This window comes from Microbacterium sp. RU33B, assembly GCF_900155915.1.
Classification (GTDB): Bacteria; Actinomycetota; Actinomycetes; order Actinomycetales; family Microbacteriaceae; genus Microbacterium.
Genome location: NZ_FTPO01000002.1, coordinates 141,241 through 167,484, shown reverse-complemented (window position 1 = coordinate 167,484; position 26,244 = coordinate 141,241). Strand labels below are relative to the sequence as shown.

The 26,244-nt window shown below is 70.3% G+C and carries 22 protein-coding genes; 11 read left to right on the top strand and 11 right to left on the bottom strand.

Features of this window, described 5'->3' with window-relative positions; genetic code table 11:
- The first annotated feature begins 16 nt into the window (after positions 1–16).
- Positions 17–739, top strand: a complete 723-nt coding sequence (locus tag B0B14_RS10435) for a hypothetical protein (RefSeq protein ID WP_076681514.1) — start codon at positions 17–19, stop codon at positions 737–739.
- Positions 740–855: 116 nt separating this feature from the next.
- Here the strand turns inward: B0B14_RS10435 and B0B14_RS10430 are convergent, their stop codons facing one another.
- Positions 856–1,092 (bottom strand): helix-turn-helix domain-containing protein, encoded by a 237-nt coding sequence (locus B0B14_RS10430; RefSeq protein WP_076681513.1) that lies wholly within the window; start codon positions 1,090–1,092, stop codon positions 856–858.
- Positions 1,092–1,715 carry a hypothetical protein gene (locus tag B0B14_RS10425; RefSeq protein ID WP_076681512.1) on the bottom strand — a complete coding sequence of 208 codons (624 nt, stop codon included), beginning with the start codon at positions 1,713–1,715 and terminating at the stop codon, positions 1,092–1,094. Before B0B14_RS10425 ends, B0B14_RS10430 begins: the two co-directional genes overlap by 1 nt.
- Before the next feature lie 192 nt (positions 1,716–1,907).
- Between B0B14_RS10425 and B0B14_RS10420 the strand changes: the two genes are divergently transcribed.
- Positions 1,908–4,430, top strand: coding sequence for an ATP-dependent Clp protease ATP-binding subunit (locus tag B0B14_RS10420; RefSeq protein ID WP_076681511.1), 2,523 nt, complete (start codon positions 1,908–1,910; stop codon positions 4,428–4,430).
- Between the two features lie 54 nt (positions 4,431–4,484).
- Here B0B14_RS10420 and B0B14_RS10415 read toward each other — a convergent pair whose 3' ends face one another.
- From B0B14_RS10415 to B0B14_RS10400, 4 genes are all read right to left on the bottom strand, one after another.
- Positions 4,485–5,462 carry a zinc-binding metallopeptidase family protein gene (locus B0B14_RS10415; RefSeq protein ID WP_256714358.1) on the bottom strand — a complete coding sequence of 326 codons (978 nt, stop codon included), beginning with the start codon at positions 5,460–5,462 and terminating at the stop codon, positions 4,485–4,487.
- 71 nt (positions 5,463–5,533) lie between these two features.
- The gene (locus tag B0B14_RS10410) at positions 5,534–6,424 is read right to left on the bottom strand and encodes a transglutaminase family protein (protein ID WP_076681510.1); all 891 of its coding nucleotides are present in this window, start codon (positions 6,422–6,424) and stop codon (positions 5,534–5,536) included.
- Entirely contained in the window at positions 6,421–8,931 is a 2,511-nt protein-coding gene (locus tag B0B14_RS10405; RefSeq protein WP_256714357.1) for a circularly permuted type 2 ATP-grasp protein, read from the bottom strand. The genes B0B14_RS10410 and B0B14_RS10405 overlap by 4 nt, the downstream gene beginning before the upstream one ends.
- 26 nt (positions 8,932–8,957) lie before the next feature.
- Positions 8,958–12,317 (bottom strand): transglutaminase family protein, encoded by a 3,360-nt coding sequence (locus B0B14_RS10400; RefSeq protein ID WP_076681508.1) that lies wholly within the window; start codon positions 12,315–12,317, stop codon positions 8,958–8,960.
- A 72-nt stretch (positions 12,318–12,389) separates the two neighbouring features.
- Between B0B14_RS10400 and B0B14_RS10395 the strand changes: the two genes are divergently transcribed.
- Together B0B14_RS10395 and B0B14_RS10390 are read left to right on the top strand one after the other, a co-directional pair.
- Positions 12,390–12,971, top strand: coding sequence for an amino-acid N-acetyltransferase (locus B0B14_RS10395; protein ID WP_076681507.1), 582 nt, complete (start codon positions 12,390–12,392; stop codon positions 12,969–12,971).
- A gap of 81 nt (positions 12,972–13,052) precedes the next feature.
- Positions 13,053–13,736: a hypothetical protein gene (locus B0B14_RS10390; RefSeq protein ID WP_256714356.1), complete on the top strand. Its 684-nt coding sequence runs from the start codon at positions 13,053–13,055 to the stop codon at positions 13,734–13,736.
- A 70-nt stretch (positions 13,737–13,806) separates the two neighbouring features.
- Here the strand turns inward: B0B14_RS10390 and B0B14_RS10385 are convergent, their stop codons facing one another.
- The gene (locus B0B14_RS10385; RefSeq protein ID WP_076681506.1) at positions 13,807–15,345 is read right to left on the bottom strand and encodes an amino acid permease; all 1,539 of its coding nucleotides are present in this window, start codon (positions 15,343–15,345) and stop codon (positions 13,807–13,809) included.
- Positions 15,346–15,499: 154 nt separating this feature from the next.
- Between B0B14_RS10385 and B0B14_RS10380 the strand changes: the two genes are divergently transcribed.
- From B0B14_RS10380 to B0B14_RS10355, 6 genes are all read left to right on the top strand, one after another.
- A complete protein-coding gene (locus B0B14_RS10380; protein ID WP_076681505.1) occupies positions 15,500–16,855 on the top strand; it encodes a glutamine synthetase family protein in 1,356 nt (451 codons plus the stop codon).
- On the top strand, positions 16,836–17,603 hold the full coding sequence (locus B0B14_RS10375; RefSeq protein WP_083710541.1) for a gamma-glutamyl-gamma-aminobutyrate hydrolase family protein: 768 nt from the start codon (positions 16,836–16,838) through the stop codon (positions 17,601–17,603). Before B0B14_RS10380 ends, B0B14_RS10375 begins: the two co-directional genes overlap by 20 nt.
- Positions 17,600–18,958: an aldehyde dehydrogenase family protein gene (locus B0B14_RS10370; RefSeq protein ID WP_076681504.1), complete on the top strand. Its 1,359-nt coding sequence runs from the start codon at positions 17,600–17,602 to the stop codon at positions 18,956–18,958. The genes B0B14_RS10375 and B0B14_RS10370 overlap by 4 nt, the downstream gene beginning before the upstream one ends.
- Before the next feature lie 88 nt (positions 18,959–19,046).
- Positions 19,047–19,820 carry a 3-oxoacyl-ACP reductase gene (locus B0B14_RS10365; RefSeq protein WP_076681503.1) on the top strand — a complete coding sequence of 258 codons (774 nt, stop codon included), beginning with the start codon at positions 19,047–19,049 and terminating at the stop codon, positions 19,818–19,820.
- 115 nt (positions 19,821–19,935) lie between these two features.
- Positions 19,936–20,652 carry a FadR/GntR family transcriptional regulator gene (locus B0B14_RS10360; protein ID WP_076681502.1) on the top strand — a complete coding sequence of 239 codons (717 nt, stop codon included), beginning with the start codon at positions 19,936–19,938 and terminating at the stop codon, positions 20,650–20,652.
- A 322-nt stretch (positions 20,653–20,974) separates the two neighbouring features.
- The gene (locus B0B14_RS10355) at positions 20,975–21,391 is read left to right on the top strand and encodes a dehydrogenase (protein WP_076681501.1); all 417 of its coding nucleotides are present in this window, start codon (positions 20,975–20,977) and stop codon (positions 21,389–21,391) included.
- Positions 21,392–21,394: 3 nt separating this feature from the next.
- Here B0B14_RS10355 and radA read toward each other — a convergent pair whose 3' ends face one another.
- Positions 21,395–22,762, bottom strand: coding sequence for a DNA repair protein RadA (radA, locus tag B0B14_RS10350; RefSeq protein WP_076681500.1), 1,368 nt, complete (start codon positions 22,760–22,762; stop codon positions 21,395–21,397).
- Positions 22,763–22,832: 70 nt separating this feature from the next.
- Here radA and B0B14_RS10345 point away from each other — a divergent pair, with 70 nt between their 5' ends.
- Complete coding sequence (locus B0B14_RS10345) at positions 22,833–23,294, top strand: SRPBCC family protein (RefSeq protein ID WP_076681499.1); 462 nt, start codon at positions 22,833–22,835, stop codon at positions 23,292–23,294.
- A gap of 47 nt (positions 23,295–23,341) precedes the next feature.
- Here B0B14_RS10345 and B0B14_RS10340 read toward each other — a convergent pair whose 3' ends face one another.
- From B0B14_RS10340 to B0B14_RS10330, 3 genes are read right to left on the bottom strand one after another with little or no spacing between them, the layout of a single operon-like run.
- The gene (locus B0B14_RS10340; protein ID WP_076681498.1) at positions 23,342–24,295 is read right to left on the bottom strand and encodes an L-lactate dehydrogenase; all 954 of its coding nucleotides are present in this window, start codon (positions 24,293–24,295) and stop codon (positions 23,342–23,344) included.
- Positions 24,296–24,338: 43 nt separating this feature from the next.
- Positions 24,339–24,770 carry a hypothetical protein gene (locus tag B0B14_RS10335; RefSeq protein WP_256714355.1) on the bottom strand — a complete coding sequence of 144 codons (432 nt, stop codon included), beginning with the start codon at positions 24,768–24,770 and terminating at the stop codon, positions 24,339–24,341.
- A 52-nt stretch (positions 24,771–24,822) separates the two neighbouring features.
- Positions 24,823–26,196 (bottom strand): MFS transporter, encoded by a 1,374-nt coding sequence (locus B0B14_RS10330; protein ID WP_076681497.1) that lies wholly within the window; start codon positions 26,194–26,196, stop codon positions 24,823–24,825.
- Positions 26,197–26,244: the final 48 nt, after the last annotated feature.

Sequence of the window (26,244 nt, the reverse complement as noted above, 5' to 3'; positions counted from 1 at the left end):
ACGAACGGAGACCCCCATGGCACGACGCACCACTTCAGTCCTCGCCGGATTCGGTGCCCTCGCGGCATCCGTCCTCCTTCTCGCCGGGTGCGCCTCGACGCCCCAGGGAACGGCCACGCCCGACGGCGACGGCGACGACATGGCGGCGGAGTTCGAGGTCGACGCGGCCTGGGTCGCCGACGGCACCATGATCGGCATCGTGACGCAGGGCAGCTCGACGTGCGTGCCCGAGGCGGAGAGCGCGGAGTACCAGAACGGGCTCCTCACCGTGACGCTCGCGGATGCCGACCCCGACGCCGCCTGCACGCGCGACCTCGTTCCGCGGGTGTCGCTCGTCGCCGTGCCCGACGGAGTCGACCCCACGCAACCCCTCGAGATCCAGGTGTCGTACAACGATGCCTCCGGTGACACCGACCTCGACGGCGTCGCCGGTCTCGGCGGCATGGCCGAGGAGGGAGCGCCGAGCGCCGGATGGGCCGACGACGACCAGATCGTCCTGGTGACCTACGGCTCGGGATCGCGCGCCTGCTACCCCATCGCGGAGTCCGTCGTCGCCGAGGCCGGCGTCATCACCGCCACGTTCGCCGAGCCCGCGGCCGACCAGGTCTGCACGACCGACTACCGCGCGCAGGGGACTCTCCTGTTCGTGGAGGGTGCGGACTCCGACGAGGCGTACGAGCTCGTGCTCACCGGCTTCGGCTTCGAGCCCGAGGTGCGCATCCCCGTCATCGGCGACTGACCCGGACCGATTCGCTCGGAGGATCCCGCTTCGGTCGGAGGATTCGGTCAGGATCCTCCGACCGAAGGCGCATTCTCCGACCGAAGGCGCACTCTCCGCGCACGGGATTCCACCCGTCAGTCGGCGCGCACCAGGAGGTCTCCGACCTCGCAGTCGAGGGCACGGCAGATCGCTGCGAGCGTCGAGTAGCGGATCGCGCGGGCGCGGTCGTTCTTGAGCACCGACAGGTTCACGATCGACACCCCGACGAGTTCGCTGAGCTTCGTGAGCGTCATGCCGCGCTCGGCGAGGAGCTCGTCGAGCCGGCAGTGGATGCCGGAGGGGCCGTCGTCGTCGAGGTCGGCCGGGCTCATCAGACGAGTCCCTTCGTGTCGCGCTGCAGGCGGTCGCCGACGGCGAAGACCGTCGATGCGAGGGCGGCGACGAAGCCGGCGAGGAGGAAGACGGCGAAGTCCGAGCCCTGGACGGGGAAGCCGATGCGGTCGGCGTCGAGCTGGGCGAACGCTTCGCCCGCGGCCATCGTGCCCAGGAACGGGACCGTGAACAGGTACGCGATCCCGATGAATCCGGCGACCGTCACCAGGATCGTGTTGCGGCGACTGAAGATGCGATCGCGGAGCACCGCCCACGACAGTCGCACGAGGCAGACGGCGAAGGCGATCGACAGCAGCGCTGCCAGCACCTGCTGCAGCACGATGATCGTGATCCCCGCGCCGGAGAGCGTGGGCACGGTGAGCCATCCACTCATCATCTCGACGGGGACCGCGGCCCCCTCGCCGCCGATCGGCGCATCGACAGGTGTCCACGCGAACTGGGCGAACACCGGCACGTCTCGCCCGCCGGCGACCTGCAGGATGCGCCCGACCGCCGAGACCACCGCCCAGGCGGCGAGGGCTGCGCCGAGGATCACGAAGACCCAGATCCCTGCCCGGTCGCCGGTCGACACGGTGCCGGTCCGAATGGTCTCGCTGCTCATATGATCACGTCCTTAACGTTTATCGTTGTTATCGATTACCGCTAACGTAACGAATCTCGATAACCACCGCAACCCCCGTCGCGGTATGCCGACGGCGAACACGGGCATACGGCATCCGTGGCCTGGTTACCCTCGATGTAACGCGCCAGGACTGCGTCCCAGGCGCCACGAGGCCCAGGCCGGAGGATGGAAATGTTCGAGAGATTCACGGATCGTGCTCGCCGCGTCGTTGTGCTCGCCCAAGAAGAGGCGAAGATGCTCAACCACAACTACATCGGCACGGAGCACATCCTGCTCGGTCTCATCCATGAGGGTGAGGGTGTCGCGGCCAAGGCTCTCGAGAGCCTCGGCATCTCGCTCGACGCCGTGCGCGAGCAGGTGCAAGACATCATCGGCCAGGGTCAGCAGCAGCCGACGGGGCACATCCCGTTCACGCCGCGCGCCAAGAAGGTGCTCGAACTCTCGCTGCGCGAGGCGCTCCAGCTCGGCCACAACTACATCGGCACGGAGCACATCCTGCTCGGCCTGATCCGCGAGGGCGAGGGCGTCGCCGCCCAGGTGCTCGTCAAGCTCGGCGCCGACCTCAACAAGGTGCGCCAGCAGGTCATCCAGCTCCTGAGCGGCTACCAGGGCAAGGAGCCCGCCGCCGTCTCCGGTGCCGCCAACGAGTCGCAGCAGGCCGCTCAGGGCGGCTCCGCCGTGCTCGACCAGTTCGGCCGCAACCTCACGCAGGCCGCGCGCGACAACAAGCTCGACCCGGTCATCGGGCGCGAGAAGGAGATCGAGCGGGTCATGCAGATCCTCTCGCGTCGCTCGAAGAACAACCCCGTGCTGATCGGCGAGCCCGGCGTCGGCAAGACCGCCGTCGTCGAGGGCCTCGCCCAGGCGATCGTCAAGGGCGACGTGCCCGAGACGCTCAAGGACAAGCAGGTCTACTCGCTCGACCTCGGCTCGCTCATCGCCGGCTCCCGGTACCGCGGAGACTTCGAGGAGCGCCTGAAGAAGGTCACCAAGGAGATCCGCACCCGCGGCGACATCATCGTCTTCATCGACGAGATCCACACGCTCGTGGGGGCCGGTGCCGCCGAAGGCGCGATCGACGCCGCATCGATCTTGAAGCCGCTCCTCGCCCGCGGAGAGCTGCAGACGATCGGTGCGACCACGCTCGACGAGTACCGCAAGCACTTCGAGAAGGATGCCGCGCTCGAGCGGCGCTTCCAGCCGATCCAGGTGGCCGAGCCCAGCCTTCCTCACTCGATCAACATCCTGAAGGGCCTGCGCGACCGCTACGAGGCGCACCACAAGGTGCAGATCACCGACGGCGCGATCGTGGCGGCGGCGAACCTCGCCGATCGGTACATCTCCGACCGCTTCCTGCCCGACAAGGCGATCGACCTGATCGACGAAGCCGGCGCCCGCCTGCGTCTGTCGATCCTCTCGAGCCCGCCGGAGCTGCGCGAGTTCGACGAGAAGATCGCCAAGGTCCGCCAGGACAAGGAGCAGGCATCCGAGGACCAGGACTTCGAGAAGGCCGCGTCGCTGCGCGACGAGGAGAAGTCGCTCCTCGCCGAGCGTCTGCGCCTCGAGAAGCAGTGGCGCTCGGGTGACGTCGCGACGCACGCCGTCGTCGACGAGGGCCTGATCGCCGAGGTGCTCGCCCAGGCCACCGGCATCCCCGTCTTCAAGCTGACGGAGGAGGAGTCGAGCCGGCTCGTCTTCATGGAGAAGGCGCTGCACCAGCGCGTCATCGGCCAGGAGGAGGCGATCGCCGCCCTCGCGAAGACGATCCGTCGTCAGCGCGCCGGCCTCAAAGACCCGAAGCGCCCCTCGGGCTCGTTCATCTTCGCCGGCCCCACGGGCGTCGGAAAGACCGAGCTCGCCAAGGCGCTCGCAGAGTTCCTGTTCGACGACGAGGCGGCCCTCATCTCGCTCGACATGTCGGAGTTCGGTGAGAAGCACACGGTCTCGCGTCTGTTCGGTGCCCCTCCCGGGTTCGTCGGCTTCGAAGAGGGCGGCCAGCTCACGGAGAAGGTGCGCCGCAAGCCGTTCTCGGTCGTGCTGTTCGACGAGATCGAGAAGGCGCACCCCGACATCTTCAACTCGCTCCTGCAGATCCTCGAAGAGGGACGACTGACCGACGGTCAGGGCCGGGTCATCGACTTCAAGAACACGGTCATCATCATGACGACCAACCTCGGCTCGTCGGCGATCGCCGGCGGACCGGTCGGGTTCCAGGTCGAGGGCAACTCGGCGACGAGCTACGAGCGGATGAAGGGCAAGGTCGACGAGGAGCTCAAGCGCAACTTCAAGCCCGAGTTCCTCAACCGTCTCGACGACATCATCGTGTTCCCGCAGCTGTCCAAGCCCGAGCTGGTGCAGATCGTCGATCTGTTCACGAAGCGCCTGGGCGACCGCCTGCTGGACCGCGACATGACGATCGAGCTGTCGCAGTCGGCCAAGGAGCGTCTCATCGAGATCGGCTTCGACCCCACACTCGGCGCACGGCCCCTGCGCCGCGCGATGCAGCGTGAGATCGAGGACCGCCTCAGCGAGAAGATCCTCCACGGCGAGCTGAACGCCGGCGACCACGTCAAGGTGGATGCCCACAACGGAGAGTTCGTGTTCGAGAACGGCCCGCGCGGCGAGAAGGTCGCCATCGGCGTCATCGCGGCCGGCGAGATCGCCGTGACGCCCGACCTCGCGGCCGGCAGCTAGAAGATCACATGACGAGGAGCGGATGCCTGCGGGCATCCGCTCTTCGTCGTCTCATCAGGCCGCGGGTCGCAGCGACGCGACGAAGTCGAGCTTCTCGAGGACGGCGTCGGCCAGGACGAACGGGTACAGATCGTCCTTGCCCATGGAGCGGTTCACGAGGTTGAGCGCCGTCGACAGCGGCACCCACACGTCGCTCACGAGATCGCGGAAGCGCGCGCGGCCCAGCAGCTCGGCGGCGGGGACGAGTCCGAACGAGACGGCCGTCTCGAGCGTGTCGCAGATGTGCAGGTAGTGCGCCCAGGTCTCGGCGAAGTCCTCGTAGGGGTGCATCGTGGCGTACGAGGAGATGTACGCCAGGCGCCAGTCCGTCGGCGGGCCGTTCTGGTAGTGCCGGTCGACTGCTTCCTGGTAGTCGGTGGTCTCGTCTCCGAAGAGCTCCCGCGCCCGCGCGAGCAGGCCGGGGTCGCCCGCGAGCTCGACGAGCTGCCACTCGTAGTAGTGGCCGACCTCGTGCCGGAAGTGGCCGAGCATCGTGCGGTACGGCTCGTCGAGCTGGCTGCGCACGCGCTCGCGGTGCGAATCGTCGCCCTCGGCGAGGTCGATCGTGACGATGCCGTCGTTGTGCGCGATCATCACCTGGCCGAGCGTCGAGGACAGCAGGTCGAAGGCGAGTCCGTTGACGGCATCCTGGTTCTTGCCGACCAGCGGGAAGCCGAGTGAGTCGAGCTCGACGATCAGGTGCCTCTTCGCGCGTTCGGCCAGAGGGAAGTTGGCGAGGCCGGCGGCATCCGCATCGTTCGGTCGGGTGCGGGTGAGATCGCAGCTCACGCACTGGCCGCCCTCGAGGGGGGCCAGCCACGTGCATCCCGACAGCCCGAGATTGTGGCACACGTGCCAGATCCAGCCGTCGGCGTCGACATAGACCCCGCTCGCATCGACGGGCACGATCTCGCGCTCCGCCCGCGCGTAGCCGAGCCCGGTGCCGCACGACACGCAGACCGAGTTCTCGAAGTAGAGGGGGTTGCCGCACACGCGGCAGCGATAGGCCTTCACTCCCACAGCCAATCACACGCGCGCGAGGTGGCTGCCGGGGTTGACACGGTCTACACCTGGGCGGGCTCGAGGGGAGCGACGTCGACCGACACGCGCAGCGTCGACTTCTTCGCCTTCGTGTAGATGATGCCCTTCACCGGCGACACGTCGCCGTAGTCGCGGCCCCACGCCACCGTGACGTAGCGGTCATTGGCCCACTGGTTGTTCGTGGGGTCGATCGCGAGCCACTCGTCGGACGACGGCATCCACACCGCGAGCCAGGCGTGCGAGGCATCCGCCCCCACGATGCGCTCCTTGCCGGGAGGCGGCTGCGTCGCGAGGTAGCCGCTCACGTACCGCGCGGCGACACCGTGGCCGCGCAGGCATGCCAGCGCGAGGTGCGCGAAGTCCTGACACACGCCGGCGCGCGTGCGCATGACGTCGGCCACCGTGCTGGTGACGGTGGTGGCGGTGCTGTCGTACGCGAAGTCGGCGTGGATGCGGTGCATCAGGTCGGTCACGGCGTCGCCGATCGGCCGACCGGGGAGGAGCGACGCCGCCGCGTATGCCGTCGCCTCGTCGACGTGCCCGGCGCGGGCCGACTCCAGGGCGAACTCGGTGGCGCGCCACGCGCTCGGGGCCGAGGAGTCCAGGAGAGGACGGGATGCCTCCCACGGTGCGGCCAGGGCACCGGGGTCGTAGGCGGGCTTGTCGGCGATGACCTCGCTGGTCGAGGTGATGACGAGCGAGCTGTGGGGCTCGGTCACGTGGAAGTACGTCGACGAGTTGCCGAAGTAGTCGAGGTCGCGGCTGATGTCACCCGGGAGCGGGGCCACCTCGACGTCGCTCGCGAGCACCTGCTGCCAGGGGAGCTCCCGAGGGATGAGGTGGAAGAGGCCGACGCTGTCCTGCACGGGCTTGCTGTACGTGTAGGTCGTGCGATGCGAGACGCGGTACCTCATGCGCTGGCCTCGATCTCTTCGACGAGGGCGAGCGCCGAGATCGGAACGGGCGGCGGGCCCGCTTCGAAGTGCTGCTGGTCGATGGCCTCGCCCAGCTGCTCCAGCTGGGCGATCATGTCGGCGATGAAGTCGTCGAGCGCGCGACGGCGAACGTCGCTCGTGGCCGTCAGCTCGTAGACGTCGATCTCGGCCAGCGCCGACTCGAGTTGCTCGAGCAGGCGCTCGGGACGGGTGGAGCCGGTGGACGCGGGCATGGCGGCGAGGTGCTGACGGAGCTCGCCGAGGGCGAAGAGGAGCGAGCGCGGGTTGTCTCGGTCGACGAGCAGGAGCTCGAGCGCGTCGGCGACCCGCACCGATCCGCGGTAGCGGCGGCGGTGGGTCACGATGCTCTCGGCGGCGGTGAGGAGCGTGTCGAGCACGTCGCGGTCGGTGCGGTACGCACGGCGGTCGACGGCCGTCGCGGCGAGCAGGTGGCACAGCTGCAGTCCGCGCTCGAGCCAGCGGCCGGCCTCGATCATGTGCCAGCCGGCGTCGCGCATCATGCTGCCCGTGATGCCCTGCAGCGAGAGGATGCACGTGAGCATGCGGCCGCCCGACTCCGCCGTCCGGTGCGCGCGCGCCGACGAGCGCAGGGCCTTGCTGGCGCGCTCGATGCCGGAGAACACGCGCCAGGTGTCGCCCGACAGCTGATCGCGCACGCCCTCGAGCGAGTTCCGCAGGCGCACGATCGAGTGGGCTGCCGAGCCCTGCCTGCGGGCGTCGAGCAGGAGCGAGCGGAACTCCTCCTCGGGGTCGGACGAGCGCGAACCTGCGAGCCGGTGCAGGGCGCCGAGCATGACGCGTGCGCTCTCGTTCGCGGCGCCGGGGTGCGCGCCGAGCTGATCGAGCTGCGCCTGCGTGGTCAGCACCAGGCGCAGGAGATCCTCCGTGCGCTCGGCGTACCGGCCGGCCCAGAACATGTCCTTCAGCGCGCGCGGCGACAGGCTCGGCACGGTGCGGCTGAACGGCAGCGGCGTGATCTCGGCGAGGCCCTGATCGGCATCCGCTTCGTCGCCCTTGAGCACCCAGACGTCCTTCGTGCGCGGTGCGGCGCCCGGATGCGCCCGCACCGTCGCGAGACCGCCGACGAGGGGGCGGTAGGCCGAACCGTAGCGCAGCGTGAACGTCCGCAGCACGAGCGGCTGGGCCGACGCCATGCCGAGCGGACTCCACACCGGCGCCTGCGACAGCGGCAGGAGGTCCTGCCCGACGAAGCGGTGAGGGGCTGCGATGATCCGCGCGCTCAGCTCATCGGGGTGGAGCCCCGCGACCGAGTCGCGCGGGAGGTCGATGGGCCGCACGAGGAGTCCGTCGTCGCGCGCCGCGAGGCGCGCCAGCACGTCCGCGCGGTCGTCGGGGTCGCCGCACCAGAGGGTCGGCACTCCGGGAAGCCGCAACTGCTCGCCGAGGAGATGCTCGCACGCCGCCGCCATGAACGGGACGAGCGCGGGATTCTCCAGCACGCCGGTGCCCAGTCCGTTGACCAGACGCACGCGGCCGCGGCGCACGGCCTCAGCCAGACCCGCGACACCCAGGCGGGAGTCGGCGCGCAGCTCGAGGGGATCGCAGAACTCCGCGTCGACGCGGCGCACGATGACGTCGATGCGCTCGGTGGGGACGACCCCGGGCCAGCGCGCGGGCTTCGTCCACACCCAGCCGTCGTGCACGACGAGGTCGCTGCCCTGCACCAGCGGGAAGCCGAGGGCGTTCGCGAGGAAGGCCTGGTCGAACGCGGTCTCGGAGTGGGTGCCCGGCGAGAGCACGACGACGCGCGGCTCGCTGACGCCCTCCATGGCCGATCCCACGAGCGCCGCCCGCAGCGCCGCGAAGTAGGGCTCCATACGGTGCAGGTCCGACTCCTGGTAGAGCTCGGGAAGCACCTGCGAGATGACGCGGCGGTTCTGCATCGCGAAGCCGAGCCCCGACGGGGCCTGCACGCGGTCGGCCAGCACGCGCCATTCGCCGTCGGCGTCGCGGCCGAGGTCGGTGCCCGAGAGCAGGAGCGGCTGGGGGTCGAACGCGCTCGTGCGGGCGGCGGGCCGGGCGAACCCGGAGTGGCCGAAGATCGCGGCGGCCGGCACGATGCCCGATCGCAGAAGGGTCTGCGCGCCGTACAGGTCGACCAGCAGCGCGTTGAGCAGTTCGGCCCGCTGCGCGAGCCCGATCTCCAGGCGCGCCCACGTTGCCGCGTCGAGCACGAGCGGCACAGGGTCGAGCTGCCACGGCTGGGGTCCGGCATCCGGGGTCACATAGGTCACGCCGTCGTCGGCCAGGAACCGCGTGATCTCGCCGTCGACGCGGTGCAGCTCTTCAGGGGTCAGCGACAGCGCGGACTCGGCCATCGCCTTCCACGCGGGGCGGAGCCCCCCGTCGGGGGCGACGACCTCGTCGTAGCGCAGCACCGAGTCGAGCGCGAGGCTCCCGTTCACCTCCGAGGGCACGGCGAACGGCAGTGTCGCCTGGGACACTGCCGTGGCATAGTCGCGGAGCACCGTCACGCCTCGAGAACCCTCCTGAGGTCGAGCGTACGGGGGTAATCGGATGTCGCCGCACGGCGACCCGCCTCACGGGCGCGCGCGACGTCGAAGGCGCCTGCGGTGTGGCCCTGCGGCTCGAACCTGCCGGAGCGCCGTGCCTCGGCCTCGTTGGCGTTGACCGGCGGATGCTCGTACGCCCGGCCGCCGGGATGCACGACGTGGTACGTGGCTCCGCCGAGGCTCGCCTCGGACGGGATGTCGACGACCTCGAACGTGAGCGGGGCGTCCACCTCGATGGTCGGATGCAGCGCCGACCACGGCTGCCAGGCGCGATAGCGCACGCCCGCGTAGTACTCGCCCGCGTTGCCGGTCGACGTCAGCGGCACCTCGACGCCGTTGACCGCGACGAGATGCCGGGCGGGGTCGATGCCGCGCACGGTGACCTGCACGCGCTCCACCGACGAATCGACGTACCGCGCGGTCCCGCCCGCCGTGGCCTCTTCGCCGAGCACGTGCCACGGCTCGATCGCCTGCCGCAGCTCGAGCTCGATCGACGCCGCACCGGCGCCCGCGCCGAATCCGGTCCAGCCGTCCTCGGCCTCCGTCGCCTCGACGGGCTCAGGCGCCGGGGAGGCGGCGATCCGCGTCATCCCGATCCGGGGGAAGCGGAACTCGGTGAAGGAGTCGAGCCACGTCTGCTCGAACGCGATGCCGTGCGCGCGCAGATCCGCGACGACGTCGCCGATGTCGCGGATCGCGCCCTGCGGCAGCAGGAAGTCCTCGTGCAGCGCCGTGCCCCACCGCACGAGGGGCGCCGTCAGCGGAGCCTCCCAGAACATCGCGACGAGGCTGCGCACGAGCAGCGCCTGCACGAGGGCGAGCTCGGGATGCGGCGGCATCTCGAAGCCGCGCAGCTCGAGGAGTCCGAGACGGCCGCGGCTGGAATCCGGGCTGTACAGCTTGTCGATGCAGAACTCGGCGCGATGGGTGTTGCCGGTGAGGTCGGTGAGCAGGTGCCGGAGGGCCCGGTCGACGATCCACGGACTCGGCGCGGCGGCCTCTTCGACGGGCTGGGCGTCGGCCGCGGCCGAGCTCGCGGTGAGCCGTCGGATCTCCTGGAGCGCGATCTCCATCTCGTAGACGGCCTCGGGCCGCCCCTCGTCGAAGCGCGGAGCCTGGCTCGTCGGTCCGATGAACCGGCCCGAGAACAAGTACGACAGGGACGGATGCCGCTGCCAGTACGTGATCAGCGAGGCGAGCAGGTCGGGACGGCGCAAGAGGGGCGAATCGATAGGCTGCGCACCCCCGAGCGTGATGTGGTTGCCGCCGCCCGTGCCGGTGTGGGTGCCGTCGACGTCGAACTTCTCGGTCGACAGGCGGGCCCGGCGGGCCTCGTCGTAGAGCGTCAGCGTCAGGTCGCGCTGCTGCGCCCATGACGACGTCGGCTGGACGTTCACCTCGATCACGCCCGGATCCGGGGTCACGATGAGCTGGGTCAGGCGCGCGTCCGGCGGGGGACCGTAGCCCTCGAGCACGAGGCGGATGCCGGCATCCGTCGCCGCCCGCTCGATGACGTGCAGCAGCGACGTGTACGAATCGAGATCGGTCGTCGGCGGCAGGAAGACGTGCACGAACCCCTCGCGGGCCTCGAAGCTCAGCGCCGTCGTGAGAGCGCCCTCGGGATCGACGACCTCGACGGACGGGATACCGGTCTCCGGCGGAAGGCCCGCCTCGAGGTACGACGGCTCCCCGGCGAGATCGGGGTCGGTCCACGCGATGGCGTCGAGGGGGAGGCGCAGGCCGATCGCGCTCGACCCGGGGATCAGCACGAGCCGGCCGCGACGGAAGCGCCAGGCGGGGCTCGTCCAGCGCTCGCCGGTCGTGATCGGCAGCACCCAGCCGGCGATGTCGCGGTTCGCCCTGTCGAGGGCCGCGACGGTCGCGGCATCCGGCTCCTCACCCGGCCGCTCGCCCGTGGGCTGACGAAGATCGGCGGCGATCGCGGCGAGCGGGTCTTCGTACGCGGAGAGCACCTGCCCGATCGGCAGGCCCATCAGCACGGCCACGCGGTGGGCGAGCTCCGACGCGTGCGCGTGGGCCTCGGCATCCGTCTCGGAGCCCCAGGGATCGGCGAAGAGCGAGGGATCCGCCCACAGCGGGGCTCCGTCAGTGCGCCACTGCAGCGCGATGTTCCAGCGGGGGAGCGGCTCGCCGGGGTACCACTTGCCCTGCCCGCGGTGCACGATCCCGCCCTGCGCGTACGTCGCGCGCAGCCGCTCGGCGAGCCCGTTCGCCAGCGCGCGCTTCTCCGGGCCGTCGGCGTCGGTGTTCCACTGTGCGCTCGTGGCGTCGTCCAGGGCCACGAACGTCGGCTCGCCGCCGATCGTGAGGCGCACGTCTCCGCGGCGCAGACGCTCGTCGACGGCTTCGCCGAGGGCATCGATGCGCTCCCACTGCCGATCCGTGTAGGGCTTGGTCGTGCGCGGATCCTCGTGGATGCGGCGCACCTCGTTGTGGAACGCGAAGGTCACCTCGACCGGCTCGGTCGCCCCTTCGATCGGCGCGGCGCTGGAGGGATGCGGCGTCGCGCTGAGCGGGATGTGGCCCTCGCCGGCGAACAGGGCGCTCGTGGGGTCGAGCCCGATCCATCCGGCGCCGGGGATGAAGACCTCCGCCCACGCGTGGAGATCGGTGAAGTCGGCCTCCGGCCCGCTCGGCCCGTCGAGCGACTTCTGGTCGGCGGTGAGCTGCACGAGGTATCCCGACACGAAGCGCGCCGCGAGTCCGTACTGGCGGAGCAGGCTCACGAGGAGCCAGGCGCTGTCGCGGCACGAGCCGATGCCCGACGCGAGCGTGAAGTCGGGCGACTGCACGCCTGCCTCCATGCGCACGCTGTAGGCGACATCCCCGTTGACCGCGCTGTTGAGCCGGGCCAGGAACGTGACGGTCGGAAGACCCTCGGGCGGAAGAGCCGGGAGGTGCGAGCGCCACTCGGCGGCGCGTTCGCTCTCATCGACGGGGCGGAGGTACGGCGCGAGATCGGCGGCGAGGTCGGCCGTGTAGGCGAACGGGAAGCTCTGCGCGTACTCCTCGATGAAGAAGTCGAGCGGATTGATCACCATCATGTCGGCGACCAGTCCGACCGTGATCTCGAGCTTGTCGACCTTCTCCGGGAACACGATCCGGGCCAGCCAGTTGCCGAACGGATCCTGCTGCCAGTTGAGGAAGTGATTCTTCGGGCGGATGTCGAGCGTGTACGCCTCGATGGGCGTCCGCGTGTGCGGGGCGGGCCTCAGCCGGACGACGTGGGGTGCGACGGAGACCGGACGAGAGAACTCGTACGCGGTGTAGTGCTCGAGAGCCACCTTGATCGACATGACCCCAGCTTGGTGCCTTCCTGTTGCGCGTGGGTTACAAACCCCTCGTCGGGTGCGGAATAGGGTTGCCGGGTGACGACACTTCCGCCGGATGCCGCGGCCCCGAGGCCCGGCTTCACCGTGCGCGCGGCCCGCACGACCGATGTTCGTGCCATCCGCGCACTGCTCGACCCGTTCGTGCAGCGCCGCATCCTCCTCGGCAAGGACCTCGTCGTGCTGTTCGAGGCCGTGCAGGAGTTCGTCGTGGCGGAGGATGCCTCCGGCGCCCTCGTGGGCTGCGGTGCGCTGCACGTCATCTGGGAGGACCTCGGCGAGATCCGCACGCTGATCGTCGCCGACGCCTGGCTGCACCGCGGCGTCGGGCGCGAGATCGTCGAGGCGCTCGAGGCCAACGCGCGCGAGCTCGGCCTCTCGCGGCTGTTCTGCCTCACGTTCGAGGTCGACTTCTTCACGCGCCGCGGCTTCTCGCCGATCGGCGAACAGGTCGTCGACCCCGACGTGTACAGCCAGCTCATCCGGAGCCCTGACGAGGGCATCGCGGAGTTCCTCGACCTCGCGCACGTCAAGCCGAACACGCTCGGCAACACTCGCATGATCAAGGAGTTCGCATCCGAGCCGGCATCCCGTCCCGCCGAGAAACCCCGCAACGCGTGAGACTCCCCGCGTCGCCGGGTTTCTGACGCGTTGCGGGGTTTCTCAGCGGGTGGGTCAGGTGGGCCGACGTACCCTGAAGAGGTGAGCGTTCCGACCGGGAAGAAGCGTCCCTCGCCGGCGGTGTACCGGCGTCGGCGTCTGGTCCTCCTGCTCGGCGTCGTGATCGTCGTGGGTCTGATCGTCTGGCTCTTCGTCGCGCAGCCGTGGAGCGGCGCATCCGTCGCCGCCGTGAAGCCGACGCCGAGCGCGTCCGCCTCGTCGCCCGCGGCGACGCCGACCCCCACCCCGACCGTGACGGAGGAGCCCGCGGCACCGCCCGTCGACGCCGAGCCCACGGCCCCGGCGATCGGCACCGCCAAGCCCTGCGTCGCCGCCGATGTGACGGTGCTGGCGATGACGGATGCCGAGACCTACTCGGCCGCGCAGACTCCTCTTCTGTCGATCAGCCTCACGAACAACGGCGCGAAGGACTGCACGATCAACGTCGGCACGACGAGCCAGAAGTTCACCATCATGAGCGGGAACGACACGTGGTGGCGCTCCACCGACTGCCAGACCGAGCCGAGCGACATGATCGTGACGCTGGCCGCCGGCCAGACCGTCACGAGCGCGACGCCGCTCACGTGGGACCGCACACGCTCGTCGGTGTCGACCTGCGCCGACACCGACCGGCCGCGCGCGGCCGGCGGCGGCGCGTCGTACCACCTGACCGTGGAGATCGGCGGCATCCCGTCCAACGGCTCGCGGCAGTTCTTCCTCAACTGACGCGCTCCGCCGCAGGAGAAGGGGCCGGCGCGTCCCCCCGAACGACGTCGACCCCTCCGTCTCAGCGCGGTCAGGACTTCTTCGATCCGCCGAACAGATCGCCCTCCATGGCGTCGTAGCCCTCGCTCTGCGGGTCGCCGTGCTCGCCGCCCGACAGGGCGTACTCCTCCTCGGGCGAGAGTACCAGGCGGTGACGGAAGAACAGCGCGAAGCCGATGAGGATGACGATGTACACGACCGCGATCGCGATGATCGCGGGGCGTGCGGGCTCGTTGATGAAGAAGCCGAAGAAGATCAGCACCGAGACCACGAGAGCGATGACGGCGCCGGGGACGCCCCACGGGCTGCGGTACGGACGGTTCACGTTCGGGAATTTGCGGCGCAGGATGATGAACGACACCATCTGCAGCGCGTAGGCGATGACCGCTCCCCAGATCGCGATGTTCAGCACGATGGCGCCTGCGACGCCGCCCGATCCGCCGAGCGAATCGACGAGCACGAGGGCGATGAAGCCGATCACGGCGCCGACGGTCAGCGCCACCCACGGCGTCTGCCGACGGCCGGTGAGCGAGAGGAACCTCGGGTAGTAGCCCGCGCGGGAGAGGGAGTACATGTTGCGGCCGTAGGCGAACATGATGCCCTGGAGCGAGGCGAGCAGCCCGATCAGGGCGAAGAGGGCCAGGACCGCGGCGAGCTCGTCGCCGACGATCGCACGGAAGCCGTCGAGCAGCGGCTCGCCGGCGACGCCGGTCGCCTCGGCGCCGATGACGCCCGTGTTCAGGAACAGCACGAGCAGGCCCGTGATGATCAGCGTCGTGCGGGCGATGAACCCCGCGCGCGGGATGTCGCGCGTCGGGTTGTGCGACTCCTCGGCCGCGAGCGGCAGCTCCTCGATGCCGAGGAAGAACCACATCGCGAAGGGGAGGGCGAACAGGATCGGCAGCACGCCGTGGGGCAGGAACGCGGTCTGGCCGGGGTCGGGCGCGATGTCGAAGAGCTTGTCCCAGCTGAACTGCCCCGAGAACAGCGCCATCGCCGAGAAGACGAGGATGATCGCGATCGAGATGATCGACACGACGATCGCGAACCGGAACGAGATCGCGGCGCCGGCGGCGTTGAGGGCGATGAACGCGACGTACAGGATGATCCACCACACCCACGTCGGCATCGAGAAGTCGAGCAGCTCGCTCGTGATCGCATCGGCGTACGACGCGGAGAAGTACACGATCACGGCGGTGGTCGCGACGTACTCGATCGTCTCGGCGAGGCCCGTCACCAGACCGCCCCACGGGCCCATCGCCGAGCGGGCGAAGGAGTACGCGCCGCCGGTGTGGGGCATCGCAGCCGCCATCTCGCCGATCGCGAAGATCATGCCGTAGTACATCGCCACGAGGATCACGAAGGCGATCAGCATCCCGCCGAATCCGGCGTAGGCGATCCCGAAGTTCCAGCCCGAGAAGTCGCCCGAGATCACGGCGGCGACCGCCAGACCCCACAGACCCCAGATGCCGGCCGACCTCTTGAGGCCGCGCTTCTCGAAGTATTCCTGACCGGCTCGGGTATAGGTCGCGCCCGCGACCTTCCGGGACTCGCTGCTCGCTTGGGACATCGCACATCCTCCATGCGTCGGGTGAGGGCGCGGGGGCGCCATGCGGATGATTGTGATGCCTATTGGTAGGGCCTGTCTACCTTTGGATGTAAGTTCCTCGTTACAGTTGTCCCACCCACGGTCGAAGCGCCCGTGACGGCGGAAGGGGAGTCGGATGCCGGGAAACCTCACGGTCGCAGAACTCGACGCGGCCATCGCGGCACGCGAGATCGACACCGTCGTCATCGCGTTCGCCGACGCGCAGGGGCGCATGGTCGGCAAGCGGGTGTCGGCGCGACTCTTCCAGGAGGAGGTGCGCGACCACGGCGCCGAGGCCTGCAACTACCTGCTGTCGGTCGACGTCGACATGAACACCGTCGACGGCTACGCCATGTCGAGCTGGGAGACCGGGTACGGCGACATGCTGCTGCTCCCCGATCCGGCCACGCTCCGCCGCATCCCGTGGCTCCCCGGCTCCGCGCTGGTCATGGCCGACCTCGCCTGGGAGGAGGGTCGCCCCGTCTCGCAGTCGCCGCGCGACATCCTCAACGTGCAGCGCGCGCGCCTCGCCGAGCGCGGTCTCGTGGCCTACTCCGGCACCGAGCTCGAGTTCATCGTCTTCGACGACACGTACCGGGATGCCTGGGCCAAGGGCTACCGCGACCTCAAGCCGTCCACCGACTACAACGTCGACTACGACCTGCTCGCGTCGGGGCGGCTCGAACCGCTGCTGCGCGACATCCGCCTGTCGATGGACGATGCGGGGCTGTACACCGAGGGCGTCAAGGGCGAGTGCAACCTCGGCCAGCAGGAGATCGCGTTCCGCTACGCCGAGGTGCTCGAGACCGCCGACCAGCACACGATCTACAAGAGCGGCGCCAAGGCGATCGCCGAGAAGCACGGCAAGTCGCTCACGTTCATGGCCAAGTTCAACGAGCGGGAGGGCAACAGCTGCCACATCCACCTCTCGGTGCGCGGCGAGGACGGATCGGCCGTCATGGCCGGCGACGAAGACAACGGATTCAGCCCGCTGATGGGCCACTGGATCGCCGGCATCCTCGCCACGATGCGCGAGTTCTCGCTGCTGTACGCACCGAACATCAACTCGTACAAGCGGTTCGCGCTCGGTTCGTTCGCCCCGACGGGCATCGCGTGGGGCGTCGACAACCGCACGTGCGCCCTGCGCATCGTGGGCCACGGTGCGTCGCTGCGCGTGGAGAACCGCGTGCCCGGCGGCGATGTGAACCCCTACCTCGGCATCGCGGCGATCATCGCTGGTGGCCTCCACGGCATCGAGAACGAGCTCGAACTGCCCACGCGTCTCGACGGCAACGCCTACACCGCGGGAGTCGAGCACCTGCCGACCACGCTGCGCGAGGCTGCGCGACTGTTCTCCGAATCGACGATCGCCCGATCCGCCTTCGGCGACGACGTGGTCGAGCACTACCTGAATCAGGCGCGCATCGAGGTCGAAGCCTACGACGCCGCCGTCACCGACTGGGAGCGGGTCCGTGGCTTCGAACGACTCTGACGATCTGGCACACGTGCGCCGCCCGGTCATCGGCCTCACGACGTATCTCGAACAGGCGAAGCAGGGCGTCTGGGATGTGCGGGCGGCGTTCCTGCCCCAGCAGTACTTCACATCGGTGACGGATGCCGGCGGCATCGCCGTGCTGCTGCCTCCGCAGCCCTCGCCCGAGGAGGCGGCGCTCGCCGTGCTCGACGGACTCGACGGGCTCATCCTCACCGGAGGGCTCGACGTGCAGCCCGAGCTCTACGGCGCGGAGCGGCATCCGCTCACCGACCCCGCCCGGCCCGATCGCGATGCGTGGGAGCTCGCGCTGTTCCGCGGAGCCGAAGCGCGGCGCATCCCCGTGCTCGCGATCTGCCGCGGCCTGCAGCTCGTGAACGTCGCGCGCGGCGGCACGCTGCACCAGCACCTGCCCGAAGCGCTCGGCACCGAGAGGTACCGCATCGGCGGCGGCGTGTTCGCGACGAACACCGTCGAGGTCGCGGAGGGGTCGGCGCTCGCCGCGATGGTCGGCGCCGGCGGATACGACGTGCACAGCTATCACCACCAGGGCATCGATCGCCTCGGCGAGGGTCTCGTCGTGACGGCGACCAGCGACGGCCTCGTCCAGGCCTTCGAGGCGGAGGGCGACGCGTATCTCGTGGGCGTGCAGTGGCATCCCGAGGAGAACGCCGACGACAAGCGACTGTTCGCGGGACTCGTGGCCCAGGCATCCGCGTACGCCGCTCGACGCAGGGAGACCGCATGACCAGCTTCACCCTCATCGACCCGACGACGGGCCAGGCGTTCCGCGACGTGCCGCGGGCCACGCTCGACGACGTGGATGCCGCGATCGCCCGCGCCGTCGACGCGCAGCGCGGCTGGGCGGCCCTCGCCCCCGTCGCCCGTGCCGACGCGCTCCGCGCCTTCGCCCGCGCGGTCGAGGACCACGTCGACGAGCTCGCCGCCCTCGAGGTGCAGAACTCCGGGCACCCGATCGGTTCGGCCCGCTGGGAGGCCTCGCACGTCGCGCAGGTGCTCAACTTCTCCGCCGGCGCCCCCGAGCGGCTCAGCGGTCAGCAGATCCCCGTCGCGGGCGGGCTCGATGTGACCTTCCACGAGCCGTACGGAGTGGTCGGCATCATTGTGCCGTGGAACTTCCCCATGACGATCGCGTCGTGGGGCTTCGCCCCGGCGCTCGCCGCAGGCAACGCCGTGGTGCTGAAGCCGGCCGAGCTGACCCCGCTCACCGCCGTCCGCCTCGGCGAGCTCGCGCTCGAAGCCGGGCTCCCCGCGGGGCTCTTCCAGGTGATCACGGGATCGGGCTCGCTCGTCGGGCAGCGGTTCGTGACGCACCCCGACGTGCGCAAGGTCGTGTTCACCGGGTCGACCGAGGTGGGGGTGGAGGTCGCGGCCGGCTGCGCGCGCGGACTCAAGCCCGTCACGCTCGAGCTCGGGGGCAAGAGCGCGAACATCGTCTTCGCCGACGCCGACCTCGAGAAGGCGGCGGCGGCTGCGCCGGGCGCCGTGTTCGACAACGCGGGGCAGGACTGCTGCGCCCGCAGCCGCATCCTCGTGCAGCGGAGCGTGTACGACCGCTTCCTGGAGCTGCTCGAGCCGGCGGTGACGGCGTGGCGGGTGGGCGATCCGTCGCGCGACGACACCGATATGGGCCCGCTCATCTCGTCAGCCCACCGCGACACCGTCGCCTCGTTCCTGGACGGCGCCGACATCGCGTTCCGCGGCTCGGCGCCCGACGGAGACGGGTGGTGGTTCGCGCCGACCGTCGTGCTCGCCCAGCCGGAGGACCGCATCGCGCGGGAGGAGGTCTTCGGCCCCGTCGTCGCCGTGATGCCGTTCGACGACGAGGCCGATGCGATCCGGCTCGCGAACGACACGATCTACGGCCTCGCGGGATCCCTGTGGACCGAGAACCTCGGCCGCGCCGTGCGCGTCGCCCGCGGGGTGAAGAGCGGAGTGCTGTCGGTGAATTCGCACGCCTCGGTGCGGTACTGGACCCCATTCGGGGGGATGAAGGCATCCGGTCTCGGTCGTGAACTCGGCCCCGACGCGGCGGAGCACTTCACCGAGACGAAGAACGTCTTCTTCGCGACGGACGCCTGATGCGCCCCCTGATGTCCCGGAATATCCCGCAACACCCCCGCCGTACCGACCGAATTCGGGGCATGCGTCCCGAGGAAGGAGACCGATGATGGATCTCACCCAGCGACTCGAGGACCGGGTCGCGATCATCACCGGCGGCGCGTCGGGCATCGGTCTGGCGACCGCCCGGCGCTTCGCCGCAGAGGGCGCGCTCGTCGTCATCGCCGATCTCGATCCGGCGACGGGGGAGGAGGCCGCGACCGAGGTGGGCGGCGTCTACCGCCACGTGAACGTCGCGGAAGAGGCATCCGTCAACGCCCTGTTCGACGGGGCTTTCGATCAGTTCGGCCGCCTCGACATCGCGTTCAACAATGCCGGGATCTCGCCGCCGGACGACGACTCGATCGAGACCACGGAGCTGCCGGCGTGGGATCGCGTGCAGGACGTCAACCTCAAGTCGGTGTACCTGTGCTCGAGGGCGGCGCTGCGGCACATGGTCCCGCAGGGGCGCGGGTCGATCATCAACACGGCGTCGTTCGTCGCGCTGCTGGGCTCGGCGACGTCGCAGATCTCGTACACCGCCTCCAAGGGCGGCGTGCTCGCGATGACGCGCGAGCTCGGCGTGCAGTTCGCCCGTCAGGGCGTGCGCGTCAACGCGCTCTGCCCCGGTCCGGTGAACACGCCGCTGCTGCAGGAGCTGTTCGCGAAGGATCCGGAGCGCGCGCAGCGCCGGCTCGTGCACGTTCCGATGGGCCGGTTCGCGCAGCCCGAAGAGCTCGCGGCCGCCGTCGCCTTCCTCGCTTCCGACGACGCGTCGTTCATCACCGCGTCGACCTTCACCGTGGACGGCGGCATCACGAGCGCCTACGTCACCCCGCTGTAGGCCCCGACATGCGCACAACTCCTCCCGTTCGGGCGACGCATCGGCGAGTCGCGCCGCGCCGCGCCGGGGCGACGCCGTTCTCGAGGAGTCATGCGCACCACAGGGGGGTGCCCGCATGACGGATGCCCCGCTCCACCACGTGCGCCGCGCGGTGTACCGGCCCGTGCGCGAGGGCAATGCGCTCGAAGACACCGTCGCGCGGCTCGTGCAGACCGTCCGGCTCGGCGTGGTCGCGCCGGGGGAGTCGCTGCCGGCCGAGCGCGAGCTCGCCGCGCTGTACGCGGTGAGTCGCGACACCGTGCGCGAGGCGATCCGCGAACTGGCGGATGCCGGGTACCTCGTGCGCCGGCGAGGCCGCTACGGCGGCACGTTCGTCGCCGACCCGCTGCCACGCCCGGCCGATCCCGGGGTGGTGCCGAGCGAAGAGCTCGAAGACGTCCTCGGTCTGCGCCGCGTGCTCGAGGCGGGGGCCGCCCGAGCTGCGGCAGGCCGCACCCTCACACCGCAGGTGCGCGAAGAGCTGTGGGCGCGGCACGAAGCCGCGTGCGAGGCGGACGAAGACGAGTACCGCCGGGCCGACACCCTTCTGCACCTCACGATCGCCGAGGTGGCCGGCATCCCGTCTCTGGTCGCGCTCGTCGCCGAGAACCGCGCACGGGTGAACGCGTGGCTCGACACGTTTCCTCTCCTGCCGCGCAACATCGAGCACTCCAACGCCCAGCACGAGCAGATCGTCACGGCGATCCTCGCCGGGCGAGCGGATGCCGCGGAGGCGGTCGTCCTCGAGCATCTCGCCGGGTCGGAGGCTCTACTGCGCGGATTCCTCGCCTGACCCGCCCGCACCGCTGCGGGGTCGACGCACCTGCGCCTGAGCTCCGCCCTCTGCGCCTGAGCGCCGCCTCTACGTCTGAGCTCCGCCCCGGCGCAGGTGCTCCGCCCCGGCGCAAGTACTCCGCCCCGGCGCAGGCGCTCCGCTCCGGCGCAGGTGCTCCGCCCCTCCTCCCCCCGGACGCAGGCGATCAGCCGGCGACAGGCCGTCTCCGGGTGGATCAGCCTGTCGCCGGCAGATGCCCTGTCTTCGGGTGACGGCCGTAGCGACGGCCGCGCCCGCGGACGGTCTTCGGGCCGAAGCTCCGCGCGGCTACCCTAGACGGATGGCCGGCAAGAAGCGCGATGCACGCAAGGGCAGCAAGGCGCCCCTCGAGTTCCGCAACCCGCAGCTCGGCGACGCCCTGCAGACCCAGGACATGGCCGCCGTCGCGTTCGCGCTGCGGCACGGTCCGACGGTCGTCCCGCTCATGAAGCCCGGTCAGCGAGACAATCCGCTCGACGTGGGCGAGGTGTGGACCTACCGCGACGCGACCACGGGCGATGTGGCGCTGCTCCTGTTCAGCGATGCGGCGCACAAGCCCGAGAGCCTGCCTTCCGCGGTCGCTCTGCAGTCGCCAGCCGCGCTGCGCGCATTCCTGGGCGCGCACGGCACCGCGATCACGACGGTGTTCTTCGACATCGCGGGTCCGAACCCGATGCAGGCGACGCCGGACGACGTGATCGCCGCGCTCGACGCCTGACCCTCAGAAGTCGGGGATGCCTTCTCCCCGCGCCGGTCGGGCCCGGGCGGTGAGGTCGTCGAGCGCTCCGCGCAGGGTCTTCGAGGAGGCATCCACCACCGTGCGATACCCGAGCCGTGTCGCTTCGGCCCGCCGCTGCGCGCCCTGCGCGACGGTGCGGACCTCGCCGGCGAGACTCAACTCCCCGATCGCCACCGCCGTGCGCGGCACCGCGCGGTTCTTGACGGCTCCGGCGACCGCGATCGCGATGGCGAGGTCGGCGGCGGGCTCGACGAGCCGCACTCCGCCGACGGTCGACACGTACACGTCTTGATCGGAGACCTTGATGTCTCCGCGCTTCTCGAGCACGGCCAGCACCATCGCCACCCGCGCGGCGTCGACACCGCTCACGATGCGCCGGGGGTTCGGGGCGCCGGTGGCGATCGTCAGCGCCTGCACTTCGACGGGCAGCGCGCGCCGACCCTCGAGTGCGATCGTGACGCACGTGCCGGGCACGGGGTCGCCGTGGCCCAGGAACAGCGCCGACGGGTCGGGCACCTCGGCGATGCCCGCTCCGGTCATGTCGAAGCATCCGACCTCGTCGGTGGGACCGAAGCGGTTCTTGAGGGCGCGCACGAAGCGCAGCGACGTCTGGCGGTCGCCTTCGAAGTGGCACACGACGTCGACGAGATGCTCGAGGATGCGGGGACCGGCGATCGATCCGTCTTTCGTGACGTGCCCGACGATGATGACGGGCAGCCCGCGGTCTTTCGCGACCCGGATGAGAGTCGACGCCACTTCGCGCACCTGCGACGGATGCCCCGCCATGCCCTCCGACATCGACGACGACACCGTCTGCACGGAGTCGACGATGAGCAGCTCGGGCTGCACGTCGTCGACGTGGCCGAGGATCGTGGCGAGGTCGGTCTCGGCCGCGAGGTACAGCTCGTCGTGGAGGGCGCCCGTGCGCTCGGCGCGCAGGCGCACCTGTGCCGTGGACTCCTCGGCGCTCGCGTAGAGCACGCGCCGACCCGACCGGGCGGACTGCGCCGCGACCTCGAGCAGCAGCGTCGACTTGCCGACCCCCGGCTCGCCGCTCAGGAGGATGGCGGCGCCGGGCACGATGCCGCCGCCGAGCACGCGGTCGAACTCGCCCACACCGGTGGTGCGCCGAGGCGCCTCGGTGCTGTCGAGGTCGGTGATCGGGCGGGCGGCGCGGCCGGCCGAGGGGGCGATGGCCGACACGGAGCGCACGATGCCGGTCTGCTCCGCGGCCTCGACGACGGTGCCCCACTGCTGGCATTCGCCGCAGCGACCGACCCACTTGAGCGTCGTCCAGCCGCACTCGGTGCACCGGTACGGCGCGGTCGTGGTGGGGCGTTTCGCGGCCATGGGTTCAGGCTAACGCCGGGGCACGACATCCCTCCTCGACCCGCGGTGGATGCACCTCTAGCGTGGAGGGATGGGACGCACCGACACGGCCTCGCGCGTGATCGCGACGCCTCCAGCCGAGGTCTGGAGGGCGTTGATCGATCCCCTCGCGGTCGTCGAATGGCTGCCGCCGAACGACATGACGGGGCGCATCGACGAGTGGGATGCCCGCCCGGGCGGCGTCTACGCGATGACGCTCACGTACGCCGAGCCCGGCCACGGCAAGTCCACCTCCGACAGCGACGCCGTGACCGGACGCTTCGTCGAGCTGGTTCCGGGCGAGCTGTTCGTGCAGGACGCCGACTTCGACTCCGACGATCCCGCCTTCGCCGGGACGATGCGGATGTCGTGGACCCTCACCGCGGTCGACGGCGGCACCGAGGTCGTGATCCGCGCCGACGACGTGCCGTCGGGCATCTCGCCCGAGGATCACGCCGAGGGCCTCGCCGCGTCCCTCCAGAATCTGGCCGAGTACCTCACGCCCCAGCCGTGAACGACGGATGCCCCGGCCGGGGTGGCCGAGGCATCCGTCGTCGTCGATCAGCGCAGGGAGTCGGCGACCTGCCGGAGCGCATCGGCGGAGTGGCGGAACAGTCCCGCCTCCTTCTCCGAGAACGTGGTCTCGGGGATCGGCAGCGCACCCGAGGCCGACACGATCGACGGCACCGAGAGGGCCACGCCGCTCACCCCCTGGAATTGGTCGAGCACCGTCGAGACGGGCATGACGGCGTGCTCGTCGTTGAGGACGGCCTCCACGATGCGCGCGCTCGACAGGCCGATGGCGTAGTTGGTCGCGCCCTTGCCCTGGATCACCTTGTAGGCGGCGTCGCGCACGTCGACGGCGATCTGGTCGAGCTCGTCGGGGGTGAACGTGGGCTGGCCGTCGAGGGGCACCCAGTCGAGGATCGGAACGGTGCCGATCGTCGCGTGCGACCACAGCGGGAACTCGGTGTCGCCGTGCTCGCCCACGATGTAGGCGTGCACGCTCGAGGTCGAGACGCCGGCGCGCTCGGCGAGCTTCCAGCGCAGACGCGATGTGTCGAGCACCGTGCCCGACGCGAAGATGCGCTCGTAGGGGAGTCCCGTGGTCTCCTGGGCGAGGACGGTGAGCACGTCGCACGGGTTCGTGACGATGACGTACACGGCATCCGGGGCCACCTCGAGCAGCTGCGGCATCATCGACTTCAGGATGCCGGCATTCACTCCGGCGAGCTCGGTGCGGGTCTGGCCCGGCTTCTGCTTGGCGCCGGCGGTGATCACCACGACGTGGGACCCGGCGGCGACGGAGATGTCGGACCCGCCGATGATGTCGCTCGATCCGGTGAACTGGGTGCCGTGCGAGAGGTCGAGCACCTCCGCCTCGGTCTTCTCGGTGGCGATGTCGTACAGCGCGACGTGTCGCGCGGATCCGCGGATGAGGGCGGCATAGGCGACGCTGGAGCCGACTGCGCCTGCGCCGACGACGGTGAGTTTCGAGTTCTCGATCACGCTCATGCGCTCAGTCTGGCAGGGCCGGATGCCACGGGCTACCCGGCGCTCAGGCCTCGGGTGCCTCGTCGTCGGTGAACAGCCCGAGCATCAGGAGCACCAGGCCGATCTCGGCGAGGCCCGCGGCGAAGTAGATGGCCTGCAGCACCGTGAAGGGGATGAACACCATCTGCACGAAGATCCAGATCAGCAGGGCGAAACCCGCCACGGCCGAGGCGAAGACGCTGCCGTGGGAGCGGCGCTTGAGCATCAGGAAGGCGGTGAGGTGGATCCCGCCGACGACGACGGCGAGCAGGATGCCGGGCACCAGGTACGACGTGAAGGGGGATCCTTCGAGATAGTCGGCGCGGAGGCCCTGCACGAAGAGGTTCTCGCCGGCCGTCGCACCCACGATGAGCGCGCCGCCGCCGAGCAGCGACGTGAGGGCGATCACCGCCTGCACGGCGAGCAGGATCTTGCGGGCGAAGGCGGGCATCTCCATGCCTCCAGCGTGGCCTACCGGCGCAGCTCCCGCGAGTGCGGCATCCGGAGCGTCACGCCTCGACGGACTGCGGGTCGGGAGTGCGGATGCCGGCGAACGACACCAGACCGCCGACGACCATCAGCACGGCGCAGAACACGATCGCGCGCCGGAATCCGTCGAGGTCGAGGGTGCCGGCCGCGACGATGGCGACCATCGCGACCGCGATGAGTCCGGCCACCCGCGAGACGGCGTTGTTGACGGCCGAGGCGATGCCCGAGCGTGAGGTCTCGATCGATCCCAGGATCGCGGAGGTGAGCGGGGAGACGGTGAGGGCGAGTCCGAGGCCGAACACGACCATCGCCGGGAACACCTGCCACCAGTACGCGAACTCCGTCGACACGGTGAGGAGGAGGAGGCATCCGCCGGCCATGATGATCGGACCGACCGTCATGAACACGCGCGGACCCCACCTCCCCGCCCACGCGCCGGCGCGCGAGCTGAGGAGCACCATCATCACGGTGGTCGGCAGGCTCGCGAGGCCCGAGGCGGTGGCGGACAGGCCGATGCCCTGCTGCAGGAAGACCGCCACCACGAACCCCTGCAGCGACAGCGCGGCGTAGATCAGGGCCGTCGCGACGTTGCCGGTCCAGAAGTTGCGCACCCGGAACAGGTTGAGGGGGAGGATCGGCGAGCGGGCCGTGCGCTGATGCAGCAGGAACCAGGTGAACAGCACGACGCCCGCCGTCAGCGGACCCCAGACCACGGGCGAGTCCCAGCCGCGGATCGGCTGCTCGATGAGCGCGAAGACGAACCCGCCGAGTCCGAGGGTGCAGAGTGCGGCGCCGAGCCAGTCGACGGATGCCGCGGGCGCCCGCACGTCCTTCACCCCGGTGCGGGGCAGCAGCCAGATCGTCACCGCGATCGGGATCACGTTGAGGAGGAACACGAGGCGCCACGAGAGGAAGTCGACGAACAGCCCGCCGAGCACCGGGCCGACGAGCATCGCCGCCGTCGTGAGCGCCGTCCACTGCCCGATCGCCTTCGCCTGCGCCGAACCCCGGAACGTGGAGGTGATGAGGGCGAGTGAGCTCGGCACGAGGAACGCGCCGGCGGCGCCCTGGAGCGCGCGCGCGATGATGAGGAACAGCGCGTCGGGTGCCGCGGCGATGGCGACGGATGCCACTCCGAACCCGATGAGGCCGACGCGCATGATCAGGATGCGGCCGAACGCGTCGCTGAGCGAGCCGGCGAGCAGGATCAGCGCGCCGAGCGTGATCAGGTAGGCGTCGACCACCCACTGCTGCGTGACCAGTCCGCCACCCAGTTCGCGGCTGATCGCCGGAAGCGCGACGTTCACCACGGTGCCGTCGAGGAACGACACGAACGAGGCGAGGATCGCGACCGTCAGGACGACGCGCTGGGTGCCCGTCGGTGCGTCGCTCATCTCGCCAACCTATCCCCGCTCAGGCGCTCGTCGGCGTTCGATTCGCGA

Bases quoted from the DNA above. Each gene is read 5' to 3' on its own strand.
- B0B14_RS10370 (WP_076681504.1), top strand. From the start codon at position 17,600: ATGACCAGCTTCACCCTCATCGACCCGACGACGGGCCAGGCGTTCCGC.
- B0B14_RS10360 (WP_076681502.1), top strand. From the start codon at position 19,936: ATGACGGATGCCCCGCTCCACCACGTGCGCCGCGCGGTGTACCGGCCC.
- B0B14_RS10430 (WP_076681513.1), bottom strand. From the start codon at position 1,092: ATGAGCCCGGCCGACCTCGACGACGACGGCCCCTCCGGCATCCACTGC.
- B0B14_RS10345 (WP_076681499.1), top strand. From the start codon at position 22,833: ATGGGACGCACCGACACGGCCTCGCGCGTGATCGCGACGCCTCCAGCC.
- B0B14_RS10340 (WP_076681498.1), bottom strand. From the start codon at position 24,295: ATGAGCGTGATCGAGAACTCGAAACTCACCGTCGTCGGCGCAGGCGCA.
- radA (WP_076681500.1), bottom strand. From the start codon at position 22,762: ATGGCCGCGAAACGCCCCACCACGACCGCGCCGTACCGGTGCACCGAG.
- B0B14_RS10420 (WP_076681511.1), top strand. From the start codon at position 1,908: ATGTTCGAGAGATTCACGGATCGTGCTCGCCGCGTCGTTGTGCTCGCC.
- B0B14_RS10355 (WP_076681501.1), top strand. From the start codon at position 20,975: ATGGCCGGCAAGAAGCGCGATGCACGCAAGGGCAGCAAGGCGCCCCTC.
- B0B14_RS10380 (WP_076681505.1), top strand. From the start codon at position 15,500: ATGCCGGGAAACCTCACGGTCGCAGAACTCGACGCGGCCATCGCGGCA.
- B0B14_RS10335 (WP_256714355.1), bottom strand. From the start codon at position 24,770: ATGGAGATGCCCGCCTTCGCCCGCAAGATCCTGCTCGCCGTGCAGGCG.
- B0B14_RS10330 (WP_076681497.1), bottom strand. From the start codon at position 26,196: ATGAGCGACGCACCGACGGGCACCCAGCGCGTCGTCCTGACGGTCGCG.
- B0B14_RS10365 (WP_076681503.1), top strand. From the start codon at position 19,047: ATGGATCTCACCCAGCGACTCGAGGACCGGGTCGCGATCATCACCGGC.
- B0B14_RS10435 (WP_076681514.1), top strand. From the start codon at position 17: ATGGCACGACGCACCACTTCAGTCCTCGCCGGATTCGGTGCCCTCGCG.
- B0B14_RS10400 (WP_076681508.1), bottom strand. From the start codon at position 12,317: ATGTCGATCAAGGTGGCTCTCGAGCACTACACCGCGTACGAGTTCTCT.
- B0B14_RS10385 (WP_076681506.1), bottom strand. From the start codon at position 15,345: ATGTCCCAAGCGAGCAGCGAGTCCCGGAAGGTCGCGGGCGCGACCTAT.
- B0B14_RS10425 (WP_076681512.1), bottom strand. From the start codon at position 1,715: ATGAGCAGCGAGACCATTCGGACCGGCACCGTGTCGACCGGCGACCGG.
- B0B14_RS10410 (WP_076681510.1), bottom strand. From the start codon at position 6,424: ATGAGGTACCGCGTCTCGCATCGCACGACCTACACGTACAGCAAGCCC.